Raw genomic sequence first — 3,040 nt, forward strand, 5'->3', positions numbered from 1 at the left:
CTTTTTTCAGTCGGACACCGTTGTGGGTACCATGTAAACAGTTCCTCCCCTCCTGGCCTTTTACCTCCTGTGCTATTGTCAGACAAGGCAGTTTACAGCTCAGGGTGTTTTAAGAATGCCAGGCACTCTCTTATGCACAATGGCAGTAGGGCATGGCACAAATTGCCAGTCAAGCCACCGCCGTGCTACAGCATGAGTGCATTGCTCAGCTTGTCCAATCGCCCGAGCAGTCAACTGTTTTCATGATGTAAAACCAACATCCATAACTCCTTGCATTCCAGTATTTTTCTGTTGCCAGTCTCATCATCCAAGCACGCCTGTATCACTCGCTGGCAAGTCTGGGTTACCGGATTAAAAAGCCAATACTCGGGCCAGTGATCGGGTGAATGCGACACAGCGGCGGTATCATTTTTCTGCAGCTAGCGCCGCTGTCAAATGCAAAGAAAAACAGTAAAACCAAACAGTCATTGACAAACAGGATAAAGACCTACTGGTCATTACAAATTTCTCTGCATAACTGGTTAAAAGCATCCGCATGAATACCTTTCTTAACGGAAAAAACTGCAAGTATTTTTCATGCAGAAGAAATAATTTTGGCACTTATTTCATCATAGTGGTAGTGACAATCGTTTATTAAATTCTCAATTGAGGTTATTCTGGCACCGACCTCTTGAGAGGAGTCACTGATAAAATCACAATTGAGATGCAGAGCACATAGCAATTGCTGAGTCACCTGCACCCCTCTCTTGACTTTTGAATGCTGCATAGGCTAGACCGTAAATGGCAGCCACGCAAGGAAGTTATAATAATTTGGATTTATCATCAAAATGGAAAAAGAAAGCATTTTTCTCCCATTTTTATCTGCACCCAATCAGATTGTGCGATTGGCTGCGGGAAATCTAGTATACAAGATAAAAATCCGGAAAAGACTTCAAAGACGGTGCTTCGAAAAATATATTGACTGACTTGAAAACCGATAATTTTACATTGTTGCCACCCAATTATATTGCATTCATTTTTTGAAATACTGCTCGCCAATAAACTGTATACAAGAGCGGCCCGCAACCGTGACCCGGAAAAAGATTATTGAAAATCAATCAAACTCGCAAGGCAACACTTATATTTATTGCCTGGCAAGCAGATCTTAGGAGCCATATTCGAGCACCGATTAACCTTATCCCTCAGTAAAAAAGGAATTACCTTGTCCAACATCTGCAACCGATTTCCAGAAAGAAAAAGCCACCAGGTTATCTCCATGTTCAGAGACCAGACTTTCACTATGTCTGACACCCTCATGTTAACTCGATTCACTAAGCCGGTTTTTATATGATAACATACTGCGAAAGAGTTATTTCCACATGGATAGATGAGTACGGCTCAGGCCTGCGGCGCTATTTCGCACCACGGGTAAACAATGCCGATATTGACGATCTGGTACAGGAGGTTTTCTTCCAGCTCCACCTGCAGGTGAAGCAACAGGACACAGAGATCCTCAACCCACAAAGCTATATCTTCACCGTTGCCAGAAATCTGTTGATCAGCCGTAGCCGGCACCAGAAATCGAGATCCCGTACATTTCAAGATGCTCTTGAATACGAGTTAGAGATTCCCGACGTTATTTCTCCCGAGCGCACCGTTATCGGCATGCAGGAGTACCGTCGCGTCGTAAAGGCGATTGTCGGTCTGCCGCCACGGGCACGTGCCGCTTTCCAGTTTCACCGATTTGAGGATATGACATATCAGGATATTGCCGAACAGATGAATATTTCCAAGGAATCGGTAAAGGAGCTTATTCACCGCGCACTTGTGCGGATAAGACAGGTTATGGAGGACGAAACATGAAACTGAAAACCCATTCTAATTACAAAACACTGCGTGCGGCTGCCATCTATTGGTTTAATGAACAACAGGCAGGCGATATGCACGAACAGGCGCGGTGCTGGTTTACCCAATGGCTTAACCAGACGCAGGAAAACCGTTTGGCTTACCGACAAATGGAATGTGACTGGGCATTTTTCAACGCAGTTGCCGAAGATGCGGCTATCCTGGCGGCAAGGCAGGAGGATCGCAATACTTTCCTGGCCAAGGGGGTGCGCTGCATAGCCCTGTTAGCCGCCACAACCAGCTAGGCCCTGCTCTCTGTTGGTCTGGCAGGCGGATAAGAACAGTATGCCCTCAACACCACTGAATAAGTTCACCCAATAATTCCCTGACCTTGACTTTGGCACCGTTAAGTGCGTTGCAGCCCTTGCCGGTAATGGTGTATACGCGCCCCGGGCTGCACTCGCCACTTTCACGACTGGAAATCAGGTAGCCTTTTCCAGCCTGTGCAGCATCGGCTAGAGGGTGTCGGCCCTAATATCGTAGCCATACCGCTGTAACCCTTCCATGATATCAAGCCCAAATACAGGCCCTAGTAATTCGCCCCGTTTCACCAATGGCAACGCGATGATGCATACAATAGCTGCGTAAGCTAACATGGACCTTCCTGAACTGTGCATCAATAGCAACTCTGAAGAAAAAACCGTGCCAGCACAAGTTGCGCCATGCAGATCACAGTCAACACCTTCGTTTCAGAATAAGCTCTTTCGAGAATGTCAGCGCTTTCTTTCACTATTTTTTTGACAAAACAACCTGTCTTTTCAGCCCATGCCGTTGCCGTACAAAACAATGGTGCGCAGTCGTAGCTGTGTTGCTGACGTTCGTGGATCGGCAAATGAAAACAATGCGCATTTGAGTCAACCGTCAAGGCAGATCGAAAGCTGTCATTCAAGGGCTTCCGACTCACGGAGATATCCAAGCATTCAACGGAGAGGGTTTTATGAAAAAATATACACTATCGTTTTTGTTCACAGCATCGCTACCAGTGCTTATGGCTTTAGTACCTGCCAAGAACATGGCCCATGAGTCCATGATCATCCCGAAGAGCCGGGTATACAACTGCTACCTGAATAATCCGGAAAACCCCAGGGATCCTACCTGCGCCGCCGCCAAAGCGGTGAGAGGTTCACAGCCATTTTACGATTGGAACGGTATCAAC

4 protein-coding genes are annotated in these 3,040 nt (G+C 46.5%); 3 read left to right on the plus strand and 1 reads right to left on the minus strand.

Annotated elements, in window-relative coordinates; translation table 11 throughout:
- Positions 1-1,326 precede the first annotated feature (1,326 nt).
- Positions 1,327-1,842 carry an RNA polymerase sigma factor gene (locus Q5Y71_RS16510; RefSeq protein ID WP_306043180.1) on the plus strand — a complete coding sequence of 172 codons (516 nt, stop codon included), beginning with the start codon at positions 1,327-1,329 and terminating at the stop codon, positions 1,840-1,842.
- Positions 1,839-2,129, plus strand: a complete 291-nt coding sequence (locus tag Q5Y71_RS16515; protein ID WP_301418326.1) for a DUF4880 domain-containing protein — start codon at positions 1,839-1,841, stop codon at positions 2,127-2,129. The genes Q5Y71_RS16510 and Q5Y71_RS16515 overlap by 4 nt, the downstream gene beginning before the upstream one ends.
- Positions 2,130-2,500: 371 nt before the next feature.
- On the opposite strand, the gene Q5Y71_RS16520 is transcribed toward Q5Y71_RS16515, so the two are convergent.
- Positions 2,501-2,773 (minus strand): hypothetical protein, encoded by a 273-nt coding sequence (locus Q5Y71_RS16520; RefSeq protein WP_306043181.1) that lies wholly within the window; start codon positions 2,771-2,773, stop codon positions 2,501-2,503.
- Positions 2,774-2,821: 48 nt separating this feature from the next.
- On the opposite strand from Q5Y71_RS16520, the gene Q5Y71_RS16525 reads away from it, so the two are divergent.
- Positions 2,822-3,040 (plus strand): lytic polysaccharide monooxygenase (locus Q5Y71_RS16525; RefSeq protein ID WP_306043182.1); only part of this gene is annotated, 219 nt, incomplete at its 3' end.

The sequence above is a fragment of the Microbulbifer sp. 2205BS26-8 genome, from assembly GCF_030731025.1.
Lineage (GTDB): Bacteria > Pseudomonadota > Gammaproteobacteria > Pseudomonadales > Cellvibrionaceae > Microbulbifer > Microbulbifer spongiae.

Bases quoted from the DNA above. Each gene is read 5' to 3' on its own strand.
- Q5Y71_RS16510 (WP_306043180.1), top strand. From the start codon at position 1,327: ATGATAACATACTGCGAAAGAGTTATTTCCACATGGATAGATGAGTAC.
- Q5Y71_RS16515 (WP_301418326.1), top strand. From the start codon at position 1,839: ATGAAACTGAAAACCCATTCTAATTACAAAACACTGCGTGCGGCTGCC.